General features: G+C 65.5%; 11 protein-coding genes. 7 read left to right on the plus strand and 4 right to left on the minus strand.

Going from position 1 to position 17,726, the window contains the following annotated elements:
- The first annotated feature begins 104 nt into the window (after positions 1 to 104).
- A complete protein-coding gene (locus tag AC1RQP_RS35470; RefSeq protein ID WP_492941927.1) occupies positions 105 to 2,912 on the plus strand; it encodes a di-heme-cytochrome C peroxidase in 2,808 nt (935 codons plus the stop codon).
- A gap of 164 nt (positions 2,913 to 3,076) precedes the next feature.
- Here AC1RQP_RS35470 and AC1RQP_RS35475 read toward each other — a convergent pair whose 3' ends face one another.
- A complete protein-coding gene (locus AC1RQP_RS35475; protein WP_492941929.1) occupies positions 3,077 to 4,024 on the minus strand; it encodes an alpha/beta fold hydrolase in 948 nt (315 codons plus the stop codon).
- Positions 4,025 to 4,228: 204 nt separating this feature from the next.
- On the opposite strand from AC1RQP_RS35475, the gene AC1RQP_RS35480 reads away from it, so the two are divergent.
- Both AC1RQP_RS35480 and AC1RQP_RS35485 read left to right on the plus strand, forming a co-directional pair.
- A complete protein-coding gene (locus AC1RQP_RS35480; protein WP_036036693.1) occupies positions 4,229 to 4,693 on the plus strand; it encodes an Hsp20 family protein in 465 nt (154 codons plus the stop codon).
- Between the two features lie 161 nt (positions 4,694 to 4,854).
- A complete protein-coding gene (locus AC1RQP_RS35485; RefSeq protein ID WP_492941931.1) occupies positions 4,855 to 5,625 on the plus strand; it encodes an alpha/beta fold hydrolase in 771 nt (256 codons plus the stop codon).
- A gap of 112 nt (positions 5,626 to 5,737) precedes the next feature.
- Here the strand turns inward: AC1RQP_RS35485 and AC1RQP_RS35490 are convergent, their stop codons facing one another.
- Complete coding sequence (locus tag AC1RQP_RS35490) at positions 5,738 to 6,493, minus strand: hypothetical protein (protein WP_492941933.1); 756 nt, start codon at positions 6,491 to 6,493, stop codon at positions 5,738 to 5,740.
- A 490-nt stretch (positions 6,494 to 6,983) separates the two neighbouring features.
- Between AC1RQP_RS35490 and gltB the strand changes: the two genes are divergently transcribed.
- Positions 6,984 to 11,717 (plus strand): glutamate synthase large subunit, encoded by a 4,734-nt coding sequence (gene gltB, locus AC1RQP_RS35495; protein WP_492941935.1) that lies wholly within the window; start codon positions 6,984 to 6,986, stop codon positions 11,715 to 11,717.
- Positions 11,718 to 11,862: 145 nt separating this feature from the next.
- Positions 11,863 to 13,314, plus strand: a complete 1,452-nt coding sequence (locus tag AC1RQP_RS35500; protein WP_492941937.1) for a glutamate synthase subunit beta — start codon at positions 11,863 to 11,865, stop codon at positions 13,312 to 13,314.
- 207 nt (positions 13,315 to 13,521) lie between these two features.
- On the opposite strand, the gene AC1RQP_RS35505 is transcribed toward AC1RQP_RS35500, so the two are convergent.
- The gene (locus AC1RQP_RS35505; RefSeq protein ID WP_492941939.1) at positions 13,522 to 15,264 is read right to left on the minus strand and encodes an outer membrane beta-barrel protein; all 1,743 of its coding nucleotides are present in this window, start codon (positions 15,262 to 15,264) and stop codon (positions 13,522 to 13,524) included.
- A 192-nt stretch (positions 15,265 to 15,456) separates the two neighbouring features.
- On the opposite strand from AC1RQP_RS35505, the gene AC1RQP_RS35510 reads away from it, so the two are divergent.
- Positions 15,457 to 16,464 carry a KpsF/GutQ family sugar-phosphate isomerase gene (locus tag AC1RQP_RS35510; RefSeq protein ID WP_492941941.1) on the plus strand — a complete coding sequence of 336 codons (1,008 nt, stop codon included), beginning with the start codon at positions 15,457 to 15,459 and terminating at the stop codon, positions 16,462 to 16,464.
- A 213-nt stretch (positions 16,465 to 16,677) separates the two neighbouring features.
- Here the strand turns inward: AC1RQP_RS35510 and AC1RQP_RS35515 are convergent, their stop codons facing one another.
- A complete protein-coding gene (locus AC1RQP_RS35515) occupies positions 16,678 to 17,235 on the minus strand; it encodes a carboxymuconolactone decarboxylase family protein (RefSeq protein ID WP_492941943.1) in 558 nt (185 codons plus the stop codon).
- A 71-nt stretch (positions 17,236 to 17,306) separates the two neighbouring features.
- On the opposite strand from AC1RQP_RS35515, the gene AC1RQP_RS35520 reads away from it, so the two are divergent.
- Positions 17,307 to 17,633 carry a winged helix-turn-helix transcriptional regulator gene (locus AC1RQP_RS35520; RefSeq protein ID WP_492941945.1) on the plus strand — a complete coding sequence of 109 codons (327 nt, stop codon included), beginning with the start codon at positions 17,307 to 17,309 and terminating at the stop codon, positions 17,631 to 17,633.
- The last annotated feature ends 93 nt before the right edge of the window (positions 17,634 to 17,726 follow it).

Below are 17,726 nucleotides of genomic sequence, written 5' to 3' on the forward strand. Positions count from 1 at the left end.
TTGCACGCTGAAGTAGTATATCCTGCTGTCGTTTTGTTAGGACTTTCCGCGCTCTAACAGCTCGCCTGCTTTTTTTGCGATTCGCTGCTTTCAGGATTTGGGCCATGCATCACCCCGCTTCGAAGCCGCCCTTCGATCCCTCGATTCCGGTCTCGCCGAACAATCCCTGCCCGTTCCTGCGCGGCCTTGTCGGCGAAGGTTTCGTCGACGGCGGGACCGTCCCGCTCAACACGCTGTCGCAGACCATCGCGAATGCGAGCGGCGAGACGGGGCTGAAGAAGGTCTCGGCCCGCATCCAGGTCCGTGGCGTCGCGCTGATCGCCAATGGCGCCTGTCACATCCTGCAAAGCATCTTCTGGGGCGCGCAGCTCAACACGCTGCGCGGCGGCCCGCTCGACAAGCTCGGTGCCGGCTCGCGCATCCTCGGCGTCGACGGTCGCGTCAACGAGGACGAGATCGCGCGGCTCGCCAGTTTCGGCAGCACCTATGCCGATCCCGATGGCGGCACCGAGACCGGGCTCAACGCCTCGCAAATCCAGACCTTCATGAACGACAATCTCAAGCGCGCCGGCAATCAATCGCGATGGTACTACCAGATCCTGATGAAGTTCGAATGGCCGATTCTGCTCAGGATCATGGGCAAGGGTCTGGGTGACGACCGCTATCTCAGCGTGGCCGAGGTGAGGACATTGTTCAACGAGCGCAAATTCCCGGACAGGATCACCCAGAGGGTTGTCGCCCAGCCGGTCAAACCGCCGTCGCTCATCTTTCGCGCCGCCGGCGGCCTCGTCGCCGCGCTCCTCGTCTTTGGCGTCGTCGCGCTACGCTTTCCCGATCAATTCCAGCCGATGCTTCCCGGCATCCTCGGCGACCTCGTGGCGCCGCCATTGCCGAAGCTCGTCGAGCCCAAGGCTGCATACTGGCTCGAGCAGAACTGGGCGCTGGAGGACCGGCACTGGTTTCATCACGCCAGCCAGGGCACCGCGACCTTCCCGGTGCCCTATCGCTGGTTCATGGCGCTCGAGCAGCCGCGGCTACATTTCTTCGCAAAGCCCGGGATGCTGCATGACAGCGACCATCTGCAGCGCTTCGGCTTCATCCCGAGCCCGCAGACGATCAACACCGACGATGCCACGCTACGCCGGTTCGGCTACGCCAACGTCTACGACAAGACCAAGCCGGTACCGGCGCGGCTTTGGGATCCGCCAGTCAATTGGGGGGCCCAGGCTGAAAATGTCGACGGCCTGCCCGTCGGCTTTGCGCGCATGACCGGCGTCGCCGATCCCGCGACCGGCCAGATCGGCGAGGACCGGATCGGCCTGACCTGCGCCGCCTGCCACACCGGCCAGATCCAATACAAAGGTATCGCCATCCGCTTCGACGGCGGTCCGGCCATGACCGACCTGAGGAAGCTCGAGGTCACGACCGGTCTGTCGATCGCCTACACGCTGCTCGTGCCAGGTCGCTTCACACGCTTCGCCGATCGTGTGCTCGGCACCTCCGCCAGCGCTGAGGATCGCGATGCACTGAAGCAGAAGCTGCGCACGATCAGCACATTCCTGATCGACTGGGAGAAGACCTACGCGAAAACCATCGCCGGCAAGACGAGGCTCAACCCGAAGACAAAGCGGGAAGAGCCGCAAGAGAACACCGAGGAGGGATATGGTCGTCTCGACGCGCTCAACCGCATCGGCAATCAGGTCTTCGCCCAGGACATGGCGATCAGCGGCCTCAGCGGCTTCGAAAAGAACCTGCATGCCCAGGACGCGCCGGTCAGCTTCCCGCCGATCTGGACCGTGCCCTGGCTCAAATACGCGCAATATGACGCTTCGATCGAACAGCCGCTGATCCGCAATGCCGGCGAAGCGCTGGGCGTGACCGCGCTGCTCAATCTGTCCGACAATACCCCCAAGGACAGGCTGTTTCGCTCCTCGATGGACATCAAGAATCTGAACTGGATCGAGGATCTGCTGAAGGGGTCGCCGCCCCATCCGAAGAAGCAGCTGTCCGGACTGACATCGCCGAAATGGCCGTCGGACATCTTTGGCGATGCTGCCTGGAAGATCGATGACGAGCGCGTCAAGCGCGGCCGTAAGCTCTATGCGGAGCTCTGCGCCGAATGCCATCTCGGTCCGGTCGACGACAAGGCGTTCGACGCCGAGTTTCCGGCCCAGAGCATCTGGTCCTCGCCACGCTGGGAGACCATCGGCAACGACAAATTCCTCAACGAGGTTCAGAAGAGCGTCAAAGGCATGGGCACCGACCCCGCTCAGGCGGGCGTGCTGGCGACGCGAACGGTTCAGGTGCCGGGCTTCCTCAAGCTCGACCCCACGCAGAATCTCAACGCCTGGTGGAACTGCAATCTGCCGGATATTTCGTCGACCGACATGCCGTACTCGCTTGGCCTGATGGTGCTCGTCGACATCGTCAGCCGCAAGGCGATGGACGATGCGAAGATCGACCCGAAGGTTCAGGATGCCTGGTGGGGCAAGCGCAAGAACTGCCCGAATCCCGGTCCGCAGCCGGCCGACAAGAACGAGCCAGGGCCCTGGTATCGCGCGCGCCCGCTCAACGGTGTCTGGGCCACCGCGCCTTACCTGCACAACGGATCGGTACCCTCGCTCTATTGGATGCTGAGCCCCGCGGCCGAGCGCCCCAAATCGTTCTGCATGGGTGGCGGCCGCGACTATGATCCGAAGCAGGTCGGCTTCGCAGTCACTGACGGCGAGAGCTGCAAGACCGGGCAGACGCGCTTCTCGACGCGAGCGTCTGATGGCACTGACCTGTTCGGCAACAGCAATCTCGGCCATTCGTTCGACGGCACGCCAGGCCCCGGCAAGGACGGCACCATCGGCCGCCCGCTCAAGGAGCAAGAGCGCTACGACCTGATCGAGTATTTGAAGACGCTGTGAATTATCTCGTCGTCATGGCCGGGCATAGCCGTCCGAAGGACGGCGTCGCTTCCGCTCGCCTATGTCCCGGCCATCCACGACCTTTGCTGCGGCACCAAGAACGTGGATTGCCCGGGACAAGCCCGGGCATGACGAGTTCGTGGCACGATCCCTCGCTCAAGCGCTCACTTGAACAGCGGCGTGCCCGGGACGAAGGCGTCGAAGGCCGCCCAGAACTGGGAGCGGTAGCGGTCCTGCTCCTGCAGGATCTCGTGCTTGGAGCCGGCGATCACGAGATGGGAGCCGGCGCGCAGGTGATAGGCAAACTCCTCGATCGCCGCGGTCGAGACCACGGTGTCATTGGAGGCCGCCAGCATCAGGATCGGCTGGCGGATCCGGGAGGGGTAGTTCACGCGCTTGAAGGTGTGCATCGCGCGGAAGGCGGTATCGGCCCAGGCGACCGTCGGTGACGCCAGTCCGAGCGTCGGATCCTCCTCCAGGATCGCGGCATTGCGCGCATAGCGCACGGGATCGCTGGTCAGGGGATTGTTGATGAAGGGATCGAGCCCGGTGAGGCGGTCGCTGCCGCCGGGAACGTAGCGGCCGCCCTGCCCGAGCAGGCGCATCGTCTTGAGCAGCGCACGCACCGGGAACGAGGTGGTGCGCCCCGGCAGGTCGATCATCGGGGCCGACAGCACCATGCGGTCGAACCAGCGCTTGCCGGCATGCGCCAGCCGCAGCATCACCGTGCCGCCCATGGAGTGCGCGAGCGCGAAGAAGGGCGGCGGGCAATCCGGCAGCACCACCTGCTGCACGAAGGTCTCGACGTCGATCTCGAAATCGGAGAAGTCGCGCACATAGCCCTTGCGCGGATCGCGCAGGCGGCGCGAGGAATGGCCCTGCCCACGCCAGTCGATCATCGCCACCGCAAAGCCGCGGTCGCGCAGGTCGCGCACGGTCTCGAAATATTTCTCGATCTGCTCGCTGCGGCCGGTGAAGACGCAGACGGTGCCCTTGCGACCCGCCGGCGGCGCCCAGCGCGCAAAGCGCAACTCGGCGCCATCGGGGGTCCTGATGGTGCCGCTGACGACGTTTTCGGGAACCGGATTGGACGGGATCGAGACCAGCGTCATAGGTGGGAAGTACTGCAATCAAGGGGCTAAAGCGCCGAAAAGGCGCAAATGCCGCCCTCTTGAACGCCGTCTCGTTCCACCCATATCATTTTCGTGCAGGCCGCTACCAGTGTTTCGGAACCGGAACATCAGGCTGCACACAGACGAAAGCCCGGCCCGATGGCGGGCGGGTTACCTAACAGTCGCTCAATGGAGGACTTGACCATGCGTAGCTACGATCTCACCCCCTTCTATCGTTCCACCGTCGGCTTCGACCGCCTCTTCAGCCTGCTCGACCAGGCCAGTTCGGACGGCAGCCCCGGCTATCCCCCCTACAACATCGAGCGTACCGGCGAGAACGCCTACCGCATCACCGTTGCGGTCTCGGGCTTCGCCAAGGATGAGCTCTCCATCGTCGCGAAGGAAAACACGCTGACGATCAAGGGCGAGAAAGTCGCCAACGAGAACTCGAAGTCCGAAGTGCTCTACCGCGGCATCGCCGCGCGCGCCTTCGAGCGCGCCTTCCAGCTTGCCGACTTCGTGCAGGTGAAGGACGCTTCGCTCGAGAACGGGCTGCTTCACGTCGACCTCGTACGCGAGATTCCCGAGGCGAAGAAGCCGCGCCAGATCGCGATCAACGCCGGCGCCAAGGCGCAGGTGATCGAGAACTCGGCCGCGCAAGCCGCCTGAGCCAAGCGACTAGGCCAAGCGACTTCCAGGTTGCGAAAGCGCCCCGGTGCCCCGGGGCGCTTTTTCGTCATGCATTGCATCACAGAGCGGTGAAGCCGCGTAACGCCGCCATCGCTCCCTCCGTCCCTTGGGCATCGAACTCAAACAAGATGGAGAAGATCATGTCACTCTGGCGCAGCCTTTTCGTCGCCGCGAGCCTTCTGGCGGCTCCCCTCGGCCTTGCTCACGCGCAGACACCTGCGACGGTCAAGGCGAAGAACGTCGTGCTGGTGCACGGCGCCTGGGCTGACGGGTCGAGCTGGTCGGAGGTGATCCCGATCCTCCAGGCTGCAGGCTTGCATGTGACCGCCGTGCAGAATCCGCTGTCGTCGCTCGCGGACTCCGTCGAGGCGACCAGGCGTGCGCTGGCCGAGCAGGAAGGGCCGACCGTGCTGGTCGCGCATTCCTGGGGCGGCACTGTGATCAGCCAGATCGGCGCTGACCCGAAGGTCACCGGGCTCGTCTATGTCGCCGCCCGCGCGCCCGATGCGAACGAGGATTTCGTGGCGCTGTCGAAGCAATTTCCGACCGGGCCCGCGCGCGCCGGCATCGTCGAGCGCGACGGCTACACCAAGCTCTCGGAAGAGGCCTTCCTGAAATACTTCGCCAATGGCGTGAAGCCGAAGCAGGCCAGGGAGCTCTATGCGGTGCAATGGCCGACGGCGGCCTCGATCTTCGCCGGCCGCACCACGGAAGCGGCGTGGCACTCCAAGCCGAGCTGGTACGCGGTCTCGAAGAACGACTACACCATCAACCCCGATTTCGAGCGCTTCCTCGCCAAGCGCATGAACGCCACCACGATCGAGCTCGATGCCGGCCACCTCTCGCTGGTATCGCATCCGAAGGAGGTCGCGAATCTGATCCTGGACGCGGCGGGGTATCCGAGAAGCTGAGCGGCGATCGCTTTGATGCAAAAGGCGCCTGAGCATCTCAGGCGCCTTTCGTTTCCTCCAGCTCTCTCCCAACCGTGAGTTTTGGGTGGCGCGTCGCGCCGAACTCTCGGTGCTAATCCAGCCCCTGCGCGGCCGGCATCTCCTGCGTCGGCAGGATGGTCGGGGCAGGCTTGGCCTGGCCGACGGTTGGCGCGGCTGCATCGGCGGGCTTGGCCTGCGCGGCGGCCGCTTGCTGCGAAGGCTGGGCCTGCGGTGCTTGAGCCTGCTGCGCGACCGGCTCGGCCGGCTTCGCGGCAGCGACCGGCGTCTCGGCGCGCCGCGGGGCGGCCTTGGGCAGCGGCACGGCGCGGCTTGCCACATGCGGGATCGGAGCCGGCGGGCGCGGCGGGCCGCTGCGGATCACGGTCGGCGGCGGCAGCGCGCTTTGCGGTCCGTAAGGCGCGACCGCGCGTTCGTCATAGGCGGGCGCCATGCCGTAGGCGTCAGCGGCGGGCATGAAGCGGATGATCCGCCCGTCGCGGGCGTCGATCATGAGCCGGCCGTCGTCGCCGCGGCGGTCGACCACCGCGATGGTGTAGACGCTGCCGCGCAGGCGCGGGATGCCGAGCGGCAAGAAGCCGTTTTCGCGCAGCACCGCGTAAACCTCGGTTGACGGCAACAATACCGGCGCCGGACCGCGTTCCTCGTAGCCATAGCCGTAACCGTAACGCGGTGGCGGCGGGACGGCCTCCGGCGCGTAGGGTCCGTCGAAATCCGACACCGTGACGACGGCTCCTCTCGCGATACCGCTGGCGGGAACCTGGGCGTGGCCCGCACTTGCAGCCAACGCCAGCGCGGCGGCGGCCACACATCCTGTGAAAAACTTCATGGTCGAGACGCTCCTGTCAGGCCCCCCGATGGCCGCCCTCTTTCGCTTCTCGCGGCGTGGCGCGCCTTCCGAAGGGTTGATCCGAAGCTTCATTTGGGATTCCGGCGCGCGCGGGGCCGGATCGGGGCGCGTTTGCTTCAAAACCGGGGCCGCGCAACTTTTGGAAAGCGATTGATTGACATATCGGGAATCGGGACTTCCGCGCGCTTGTGTGCTAGACAAAAATTTGGCAAGGTGATGTTTAGGACAGGAAGACTGTCTCAATTTTGCGTGCGGTTCCGGCACAGGGATTGCAGCGAAAACCGGTGCTCTCGAGCGTCGGCAAGGTACCAGGCAAAGCCGTTCTCGGGGACGAAGAGCGCCTAGGCCTGAATTTAAGAAAATGCGGCTCGCAGCGGACGAGCGGTGGCCCAGGAGCGGGTGCCGCGGGACACCCAAGGTGCGCCGAAGTTGGCGGTGAGGCAGCTTGCCGCATGGAGAGGACAGAGCAATGAACGGGTCGCAATTCGAGCGCGCAAACATCGTGGCAGAAGAGCTGTCGGCGACGGTCGCCTCGAAAACGACCGACCCGATTCAGGAACACAATTCGCGTCCCAAAGCCGAGGGCCTCTACGATCCGAGCCTGGAGAAGGATTCCTGCGGTGTCGGCTTCATCGCCAACATCAAGGGCAAGAAGTCGCACGAGATCGTCTCGGACGCGCTGAGCATCCTCTGCAATCTCGAGCATCGCGGCGCCGTCGGTGCCGACCCGCGCGCCGGCGACGGCGCCGGCATCCTGGTGCAGATTCCGCACGCCTTCTTCAGCCGCAAGGCCAAGGAGCTCGGCTTTGCGCTGCCGGGTCCCGGCGAATACGCCATCGGCGCGCTGTTCCTGCCGCGCGACACCGCCTGGCGCAACGTCATCAAGAGCATCATCGCCGACCAGATCAGGGAAGAGGGCCTGACCCTGCTCGGCTGGCGCGACGTGCCGACCGACAATTCCTCGCTCGGCGTCACCGTGAAGCCGACCGAGCCCGCCTGCATGCAGGTGTTCATCGGCCGCAACGGCACCGCCAAGACCGAGGACGAGTTCGAGCGCCGCCTCTACATCCTGCGCAAGTCGATCTCGCAGGCGATCTACCAGCGCCGCGACCGCGGCCTTGCGGGCTATTATCCCTGCTCGATGTCCTGCCGCACCGTGATCTACAAGGGCATGTTCCTCGCCGACCAGCTCGGCAAGTACTATCCCGACCTGCACGAGCAGGATTTCGAGAGCGCGCTGGCGCTGGTTCACCAGCGCTTCTCGACCAACACCTTCCCGGCCTGGTCGCTGGCGCATCCCTATCGCATGATCGCGCATAACGGCGAGATCAACACGCTGCGCGGCAACGTCAACTGGATGGCAGCGCGGCAGGCCTCGGTGAGCTCCGAGCTGTACGGCAAGGACATCAACCGGCTCTGGCCGATCTCCTATGAGGGCCAGTCCGACACCGCCTGCTTCGACAACGCGCTCGAATTCCTGGTGCAGGGCGGCTACTCGCTGCCGCACGCAGTGATGATGATGATTCCGGAGGCGTGGGCCGGGAATCCCTTGATGGATGAGAAGCGCCGCGCCTTCTACGAATATCATGCCGCGCTGATGGAGCCGTGGGACGGCCCCGCCGCGATCGCCTTCACCGACGGCCGCCAGATCGGCGCCACGCTCGACCGCAACGGCCTGCGGCCCGCGCGCTATCTCGTCACCAAGGACGACCGCATCGTGATGGCGTCCGAGATGGGCGTGCTGACGATCCCCGAGGACCAGATCATCACCAAGTGGCGCTTGCAGCCCGGCAAGATGCTGCTGGTCGACCTCGAGCAGGGCCGCCTGATCCCCGACGACGAGATCAAGGCCGAGCTCGCCAGGAGCCATCCCTACAAGGAGTGGCTGGAGCGGACCCAGATCGTGCTGGAGGAGCTGCCGAAGGTTGCGACCACCGGCGTGCGCTCGAACCTGTCGCTGCTCGATCGCCAGCAGGCGTTCGGCTACAGCCAGGAAGACATCACCATCCTGATGACGCCGATGGCCGCCACCGGCGAGGAAGCGGCGGGCTCGATGGGCAACGACACGCCGATCTCGGCGCTGTCGGACAAGGCCAAGCCGCTGTTCACCTATTTCAAGCAGAACTTCGCGCAGGTCACGAACCCGCCGATCGACCCGATCCGCGAAGAGCTGGTGATGAGCCTCGTCTCGATCATCGGACCGCGGCCGAACCTGTTCGACCTCCAGGGCATGGCCACGACCAAGCGTCTCGAAGTGCGCCAGCCGATCCTGACCGATGCGGATCTGGAAAAGATCCGCTCGATCTCGGAAGTGGCCGAGTCGCATTTCAAGTCGCGCACGCTGGACACCACCTTCCACGCCGGCCTCGGCGCGGCCGGCATGGACCAGGTGCTCGACGAGCTCTGCGCGCGCGCGGAAAGCGCCGTGCGCGAGGGCGTCAACATCATCATCCTATCCGACCGCATGGTCGGCACCGACCGCGTGCCGATCCCCTCGCTGCTGGCCTGCGCCGCCGTGCATCATCACCTGATCCGCACCGGCCTGCGCACCTCGGTCGGCCTCGTCGTCGAATCCGGCGAGCCGCGCGAAGTGCATCATTTCGCCTGCCTCGCGGGCTACGGCGCCGAAGCGATCAATCCCTATCTCGCGTTCGAGACCATCATCGCGATGAAGGACCGCCTGCCCGGCTCGCTCGACGACTATGAGATCGTCAAGCGCTACATCAAGTCGATCGGCAAGGGCCTGCTCAAGGTGATGTCCAAGATGGGCATCTCGACCTACCAGTCCTATTGCGGTGCGCAGATCTTCGACGCGGTCGGTCTCAAGGCCGACTTCGTCGGCAAGTTCTTCGCCGGCACGCATACCCGCGTCGAGGGCGTGGGTCTGGCCGAAATCGCGGAAGAAGCCGTGCGCCGTCATGCCGACGCGTTCGGCGAGGCGCTCGTCTACAAGAGCGCGCTCGATGTCGGCGGCGAATACGCCTATCGCAGCCGCGGCGAGGACCATGCCTGGACCGCCGAATCGGTGTCGCTGCTTCAGCACGCGGCGCGCGGCAATTCGCAGGAGCGCTATCGCGCCTTCGCCAAGATCCTCAACGAGCAGTCGGAGCGGCTGCTGACGCTGCGCGGCCTGTTCCGGATCAAGAACGCGGAGGAGGAGAAGCGCAAGCCTGTGCCGCTCGACCAGGTCGAGCCGGCCAAGGACATCGTCAAGCGCTTCGCCACGGGCGCGATGAGCTTCGGCTCGATCTCGCGCGAGGCGCACACCACGCTCGCGATCGCCATGAACCGGATCGGCGGCAAGTCGAACACCGGTGAAGGCGGCGAGGAAGCCGACCGCTTCAAGCCGATGCCGAACGGCGATTCCATGCGCTCGGCGATCAAGCAGGTCGCCTCCGGCCGCTTCGGCGTCACCACGGAGTATCTCGTCAACTCCGACATGATGCAGATCAAGATGGCGCAGGGCGCCAAGCCCGGCGAAGGCGGCCAGCTGCCCGGCCACAAGGTCGACGCCACCATCGCCAGGGTCCGGCATTCGACGCCGGGCGTCGGCCTGATCTCGCCGCCGCCGCACCACGACATCTATTCGATCGAGGACCTGGCGCAGCTGATCTACGACCTCAAGAACGTCAACCCGACGGGCGACGTCTCGGTCAAGCTCGTCTCCGAGATCGGCGTCGGCACGGTGGCCGCGGGCGTTGCCAAGGCGCGCGCCGACCATGTCACCATCGCGGGCTTCGAGGGCGGCACCGGCGCTTCGCCGCTGACCTCGATCAAGCACGCCGGCTCGCCGTGGGAGATCGGCCTCGCCGAAACCCATCAGACCTTGGTGCGCGAACGGTTGCGCAGCCGCATCGTGGTCCAGGTCGACGGTGGCTTCCGCACCGGCCGTGACGTCGTGATCGGCGCGCTGCTGGGTGCCGACGAGTTCGGCTTTGCCACTGCGCCGTTGATCGCGGCCGGCTGCATCATGATGCGCAAGTGCCATCTCAACACCTGCCCGGTCGGCGTCGCGACGCAGGATCCCGTCCTGCGCAAGCGCTTCACCGGCCAGCCCGAGCACGTGATCAACTACTTCTTCTTCGTTGCCGAGGAAGTCCGCGAGATCATGGCAAGCCTCGGCTTCCGCACCTTCAACGAGATGGTCGGCCAGGTGCAGCTGCTCGACCAGACCAGGCTGGTCGCGCACTGGAAGGCCAAGGGCCTCGATTTCTCCAAGCTCTTCGTCAAGCAGAAGGAAGAGAAGGGCCAGAAGATCTATCACTCCGAGCGCCAGAACCATCATCTGGAGGCGGTGCTCGACCGCACGCTGATCGAGCGGGCGCAGCCCGCGCTCGACCGCGGCGCGCCGGTGAAGATCGAGGCTGCGATCAACAGCACCAACCGCTCCGCTGGCGCGATGCTGTCGGGCGCGGTGGCCAAGATCTACGGCCATGCCGGCCTGCCGCACGACACCATCCATGTCAGCCTCAAGGGCACCGCCGGACAGGCCTTCGGCGCGTGGCTCGCCCACGGCGTCACCTTCGAGCTCGAGGGTGAAGGCAACGACTATGTCGGCAAGGGCCTCTCGGGCGGCAAGATCATCGTCAAGCCGCCGAAGAACTCCGCGATCGTGCCGGAAGAGAGCATCATCGTCGGCAACACCGTGATGTACGGCGCGATCGAGGGCGAATGCTACTTCCGCGGCATCGCCGGCGAACGTTTTGCCGTGCGCAATTCCGGCGCCGTGGCGGTGGTCGAAGGCGCGGGCGATCATTGCTGCGAATACATGACCGGCGGTATCGTCGTCGTGCTCGGCAAGACCGGGCGCAACTTCGCGGCCGGCATGTCCGGCGGCATTGCGTACGTGCTGGACGAGACCGGCGATTTCGACCGGCTGTGCAACATGGCGATGGTCGAGCTCGAGCCGGTGCTGTCGGAAGAGCTGATCAACGCCGGCACCTATCACCATTCCGGTGACCTCGAGGCGCACGGTCGGGTCGACGTGTTCAGGAACCTGCTCGCCTCCGACGTCGAGCGCCTGCACGTGCTGATCTCGCGCCATGCCAAGGCGACCGGCTCCAAGCGTGCCGCCGACATCCTTGCCAACTGGAAGGAATGGCTGCCCAAGTTCCGCAAGGTGATGCCGGTCGAGTACCGGCGCGCGCTGCGCGAGATGGCCGCCAACGCGGACGCCGAGCCGAAAATAGCGATCGGGGCGTAGGACATTACACCTCGTCATTGCGAGCGAAGCGAAGCAATCCAGAATCTCTCCGCGGAAAAAGACTGGATTGCTTCGTCGCTTCGCTCCTCGCAATGACGGTGAGGAAACAACAAGACGAATTTAAGCGGCAGGGACTTCGGGTTTAATGGGCAAGATCACGGGTTTTCTGGAAATCGAACGGCACGACCGCAAGTACACTCCGGTCGCCGAGCGCGTGAAGCATTACAAGGAATTCGTCGTTCCGCTGTCCGAGAAGGAAGTGCGCGACCAGGCCGCGCGCTGCATGAACTGCGGCATCCCCTATTGCCACGGCACCGGCTCGGTGGCGCCCGGCACGCCCGGCTGCCCGGTCAACAACCAGATCCCGGACTGGAACGACCTCGTCTATCAGGGCAACTGGGAAGAGGCCTCGCGCAATCTGCATTCGACCAACAATTTCCCGGAGTTCACGGGGCGCATCTGTCCTGCGCCGTGCGAGGCGTCCTGCACGCTCAACATCGACGACAACCCCGTCACCATCAAGACCATCGAATGCGCGATCGTCGACCGCGCCTGGGACAATGGCTGGCTGAGGCCTGAAGTCGCCGCGGAGAAGACCGGCAAGAAGGTCGCGGTGATCGGCTCGGGTCCGGCCGGCATGGCCTGTGCGCAGCAGCTGGCGCGCGCCGGCCACGACGTCCACCTCTACGAGAAGTACGCCAAGGCTGGCGGCCTGCTGCGATACGGCATCCCCGACTTCAAGATGGAGAAGAGCGTCATCGACCGCCGCGTGGCGCAGATGGAAGCCGAAGGCGTCACCTTCCACTACAACAGCCATGTCGGCGCCGAGGGCAATGTCGATCCGCGCGAGATGCTCAACGAGTACGACGCGGTGGCGTTGACCGGCGGCGCCGAAGCCCCGCGCGACCTGCCGATCCCCGGCCGCGAGCTGTCAGGCATCCACTACGCCATGGACTTCCTGCCGCAGCAGAACCGCCGCGTCTCCGAGGAGCCGCTCGGCGGCGCCCAGGAGATTTTGGCCGGCGGCAAGCATGTCGTCGTCATCGGCGGCGGCGACACCGGATCGGACTGCATCGGCACCTCGCTGCGGCAGGGCGCGCTCTCGGTGACCCAGCTCGAGATCATGCCGGCCCCGCCGGAGCGCGAGGACAAGGGCCTGACCTGGCCGAACTGGCCGCTGAAGATGCGGACGTCCTCCAGCCAGGCCGAAGGCGCGATCCGTGAATACGCGGTGCTGACCCAGAAGTTCTCGGGCGAGAACGGCCAAGTCAAGAAGCTGCACTGCGTGCGCGTCGACGACAAGTTCAAGCCGCTTCCCGGCACCGAGTTCGAGCTCGATGCCGACCTCGTCCTGCTCGCGATGGGCTTCGTCCACCCGGTGCACGAAGGCCTGCTCAAGCTGCTCGCGGTCGACCTCGACCCGCGCGGCAACGTCAGGGCCAACACGCTCGACTACCAGACCTCGCGCCCGAACGTGTTCACCGCCGGCGACATGCGGCGCGGCCAGTCGCTGGTCGTCTGGGCGATCCGCGAAGGCCGGCTGTGCGCCCGGTCGATCGATACGTTCCTGATGGGGAAGACGGACCTGCCGCGGTAGCTGCGGCTCGCTCGGCTGCCGGCTTCAAACGATGCTGTCATCGTCCGCGAAGGCGGACGATCCAGTATTCCAGAAGCCCGCGTTCGAGAGCACGCACTCACCACATCCACTGCAGCGTACTGGATGCCCGCCTTCGCGGGCATGACGACGGAGTGATGGTGAGAGCGCCATCAACTAACCCGCATCCACTCGACGCGATCCGCCGCCTCAATTCTGCAGCCTCACCCCGACCAGCATCACCGTCCCCTGCGAGCTCGACCCGGCCTGATTCGAATCCAGGATGTCGTGGCGCAGCGTGCCCTTGACCCAGATGTTGCGGTTGAGCTTGTAGATCAGATTGCCTTCGAGCGAGTAGGTCTTGTCGTTGCGGTTCTGGCCCTGGTAGTCGTAGGTGCCGTAGGTGAACTTGCCGACTGCCGTGAGCCAGCGCCGGAAGTCGTGGTCGACTTCGGCGGCGTAGGTGCGCACCAGCACGCCGGAGGAGCCGGGAATCGTGGTCTCGTTGATCTGTGTGTCGGTGAAGAATTTCACCGTGGTGAGGCCGCTGGCGTTCCAGATCAGGGAGCCCGTGGTGAGGAAGCCCGCGAGCTGGCTGAGACGCGGGTCGGTATAGTTGCGCGCGGAATAACCGACCGAGATCTCGCCGGTGAGGATGCGCGAGAACTCGAAGGACGAGCCGACCTTGGCATAGCCGCCGTTCGAGTCGCGGAAGTAGCCGTTGCGGTCGGCGGCCTGGTCGTGGACGCGGGTGTCGCCCTCGATTTCGACGAACGGCTTCAGGCCGGGCTTGAGATCATAGGAGAAGCGCCCGACGCCGCCATACTGGTTGAAGTCGCGGTCGGTGTTGGGGAAGACCGAGCCGTCGGTGAGTTTCGAATCCGTGTATGCCGTGCGATCGATCGTGGCGCCGGCGGCGACCTGGAAGCGATTGAAGGTCTGGTCGAAGCCGATGGTGGTGCCATAGGCGGCATAGACCGGGTATTTCTGCAGGCCGGCCTGCACGTTCGGGCTGCCGGGATTGTCGGTGGCGAGCCGCAGGCGCAGCTGCGAGAGAAGCTTGAAATCGCGGGTGACGTCGAGCCGGCCATCGACATGGCCGGTGAAATCGGGACGGTTGGCCTCGACCGGCGACGGCGAGGCGAGGCCGTTGATCGTCGCCGGCATGTCGTTGGTGTAGCCCGAGAACGAGCCGCGCAGATCGGCGACCAGCGCATGGCGCTCCCAATCGGACACCACGAGCAGATCGGGCGCGATCACATAGGCCGGCGAACCGACAGGCTTGTTGAGCCGCGTCGGATTGGTGTCGTAGCCGGCGGAGAGCTCGAGCCCGCCCTTGATCAGGAAACTGCCGGCATAATCGCCGACGGCTCCGAACGGATCCTCATCGGCCCTGAGGCGGCGGCGCAGCGGCTGGCCAGGCACGTTGCCCGCCATCGCCGGCGGCACCGGGACCTTGTGCGCAGTCTCGGAGGGCGGCGACGCGATACGCGGCGGAGTGAGCGTGCGCTCCGGTGTTGCCGGCGGGACCTTCGAGCCCGGACCGGCCGCGCGCTTCGGCTTCGGCTGGCCGGGATAAAGCTTTGGCTGCTGCCGCTTGCGGTTGAGCGAATCGTAGCCGGAGCTGCTCGCGCCGGTGGCGGCGGGCAGGCCGTAGGTCGGGACCTGACCGATGCGCGAGGTCGCCGGCGTCTCGCGGGCCTTGCGCGGATCGGCATTGGGATCCGGCAGCGCCGGCAATGAATCCGATGGTGCCTGCGGCACGCCCGCCGTGCGGCGCGTCGGCAACGTGTCGGGCGAGGCAAAGCCGCCGCGGTTGGGATTGAACAGGTCGGGCGTAAGGCTCTGGGCGGATGCCGGGGCGCTTCCGAGGGCCGTCAGCGCGAGGCACGGCAAAGCCGCGCGCAGGAAATGCGCGCGTTTGCTCCGGCCATTGCCTGGAGACGGCACCACGATGGAATAACCCCAACGAAATCAAACACTTTCACGACCATCCCCACCGGCTGGCAGGAACCATCGTTAATGGAGTTAAAACAATTATGGTTAATGACCGGTTGAGGGTGTTGGGGCGCTCGTCGCCTCGCTGGTCGGGGCGTGCTAAGCAGGCGCCAACGGGCGAACGCCCCCTCCTCCCTGGACCAGCCCATGCCGAGCTCGAAACCGCTGATGACCGCATCATCCGGCCCCATCCCCGACAGCGTCGAATCCGCGCTCCGCACGCTGGAGACCGAGAGCGGCGGCATCAACGCGCTCGCCGCAGCCCTGCGCGGCCCACTGGGCGCGACCTTCGCGAAGGTCGTCGACCTGATCCGCAACGCCAAGGGCCGCGTCATCGTCACCGGGCTCGGCAAGTCCGGACACATGGGCCGCAAGATCGCGGCGACGCTGGCCTCGACCGGCACGCCCGCCTTCTTCGTGCACGCCGCCGAAGCCGGCCATGGCGACCTCGGCATGATCACCACCGACGACGTCATCATGGCGCTGTCCTGGTCCGGCGAGCAGCCGGAGATGAAGAACCTCGTGAACTATTCGGCGCGCTTTGCGATTCCCATGATCGCGGTGACGTCGAACGCCGCGTCCTCGCTCGGCCAGGCCGCCGACCTCGTCATTGAGCTGCCGAAGGCGCGCGAGGCCTGCCCGCACAATCTGGCGCCAACCACTTCGACCCTGATGCAGGCCGCGATCGGCGACGCCATCGCGATCGCGCTGCTCGAAGGCCGCGGCTTCACGGCGCTGGAATTCGCGCATTTCCACCCCGGCGGCAAGCTGGGCGCGATGCTGAAATTCGTTCGCGACTACATGCGCACCGGCGCGGAGATTCCGGTCAAGCCTGAAGGCACCAAGATGTCGGAGGCGGTGGTCGAGATGTCGGCCAAGGGGCTCGGCTGCGTCTGCATCGTCAACGCTGCGGGCGAGGCCGTCGGCATCATCACCGACGGCGATCTGCGCCGCCACATGCGGCCCGACCTTTTGACGGTGACGGTCGATGAGATCATGACGAAACAGCCCAAGTCCGTGCCGCCCTCGATGCTCGCGACCGAAATGATCGAGGTGCTGAACACGCGCAAGATCACGACGCTGCTGGTGACGGAGGCGGGCAAGGTGGTCGGCATCGTGCATCTGCACGACCTGCTGCGCGCGGGGGTGGCGTAGGGCACGCACTCTCCACGGAGTCATTCCGGGGCGATGCAAAGCATCGAACCCGGAATCTCGAGATTCCGGGTTCACGCTTCGCGTGCCCCGGAATGACAGCGAGGGTGTGGCGCACCCCTCTCTCCACTCGTCATGGCGAGCGCAGCGAAGCAATCCAGACTGCCTCCGCGGAAAGACTCTGGATTTGCTTCGCTGCGCTCGCAATGACGGCGGTTAGAGCGCAGCGGGAAACCGCGCCGCGTTCTCCTCCAGCGGCAGTCGCAGCCCGTTCGCCAGATACGACACGGTGCGGTAGAAGCCGCACAGGAGCATGATCTCCAGGATCTGTGCCTCGTCGTAGTGCGCCGAGAGTGCGACGAATTCCTCGCCGCTCAACGTCGCGCGGTGATGCAGCGCGTCGACGGCCGCGATCAGCGCCTGCTCGCCAACTGACCAGCATGCTGATGCTGCGTCGCCCTGCACCGTCGCACGCACTTCATCCTCGGTGAGCCTTGCCGCCTCGGCAAAGATCGCGACATGCACGCCCCATTCGTATTCGCATCCGTTCAGCGCGCAGGTGCGGTCGATGACGATCTCGCGCTGGCGCAAGGAGAGCGGGCCAGGATCAAGCAGGCCGGCGGCGCGAAACTTGTCCCAGGCGCGGCTGTGGCCTGCCATCACCCGGAACAGCACCAGCGGCGGCGCGCCGCGCATGATGCGGTCGAACTGCGCCTGGATCTCCGGGGGATAAGGTGGCGCGAGCGGGGCGATGCGCGGTGCGGCTTCGAACATGGGCCGGCTCCTGTGCTACATTTATAGTAGCAATACGCTACATTATTCGTAGCAAGACGCAAGAGGCGACGATGGCGAAACAGAGTGGCTCGAAGACACGCAGCGTGCGCGGCTCGCGCACCGGGCGGCCGATCATGGCATTGCTCGACCTGCTCGGCCGGCGCTGGACCTTGCGGATATTGTGGGAGTTGCGCGAACAGCCCCTCACCTCGCGCGCGCTGCGCAGCGCCTGCGACGAGGCCTCACCGACGGTGCTGCAGGCGCGGCTGACCGAACTGCGCGAGGCGGGATTCGTCGAGCTTGGCGAAGGCGGAGGTTATGGGCTGACGGCGCTGGGACGGGACCTGTGCGAGACGTTCATGCCGCTGCACAGGTTTGCGGAGCGTTGGAAGAGGTAACGCTTCTCTTACCCTCCCCTGGAGGGCAGGGCTATCGCATATGAGGCGTGGCTATGATGGGTACCGACCGTTTCCACAGCGTCATGGCCGGGC

It is taken from the genome of Bradyrhizobium sp. GW821-FHT13H06 (assembly GCF_058803975.1).